The sequence below is a fragment of the Candidatus Nitrosarchaeum limnium BG20 genome (genome assembly GCF_000241145.1).
Classification (GTDB): Archaea; Thermoproteota; Nitrososphaeria; order Nitrososphaerales; family Nitrosopumilaceae; genus Nitrosarchaeum; species Nitrosarchaeum limnae.
On sequence record NZ_AHJG01000248.1, the window covers coordinates 1 to 722 of the forward strand.

At 33.0% G+C, this 722-nt stretch carries 2 pseudogenes; both read right to left on the reverse strand.

Annotated elements, in window-relative coordinates:
- Positions 1 to 543 (reverse strand): annotated as a pseudogene (locus BG20_RS08990) (porphobilinogen synthase); the annotation flags it as partial.
- A gap of 31 nt (positions 544 to 574) precedes the next feature.
- A pseudogene (locus BG20_RS13920) lies at positions 575 to 722 on the reverse strand (glutamyl-tRNA reductase); the annotation flags it as partial.

Below are 722 nucleotides of genomic sequence, written 5' to 3' on the forward strand. Positions count from 1 at the left end.
ATCTAATGCTTTTCTAATTGTTGCAACTTGTCCATCCATCATTGCAGATGGAGATACTGTATCAACTCCAGCTTTTGCTTGACTAACTGCAATTTTTGCCAGAGTTTCTAAACTTGTGTCGTTATCGACTTTATTTCCTTTAATTATTCCACAATGACCGGTGGATGTAAATTGACATAGACATACATCTGCCATAATTACTATTTTATCGCCAAAATTTTTTCTAATTTGTGAAATTGCCTTTTGTACAATTCCATTATCATCAAATGCAGAAGTGCCATTTTCATCTTTTTTTGCAGGTATCCCAAATAACATAATGGCTGGAATGCCTAAATCTGAAATAGTTCCAACCTCATCGTTTATGTCATCTATTGGAAGTCTTTCAATTTCTGACATTGACTCTACTTTGATTCGTGTCTTTAGATCTTCTTGAACAAATACTGGACAGATTAAATCTCTAGAAGATAAAGTGGTTTCTTGAATTAATTCTCTCATTTTCTCAGATGTTCTTAATCGTCTAAGACGTCTAGTTGGAAATGACATTGTAAAAATTTCTTCTGGGTAAGATATAATTCTAGTCTAATTCCTTTTGTTTTTTATAGTCAAATAACTTGCTTGCCATTTCAATTATGTCTGGATTGCCTAGCTCTGATGCCTTGCGAATATTATTCATTGGAGTGGATACTATACTCTCTACAACAGCTTTTGTTAATTCTTCTATA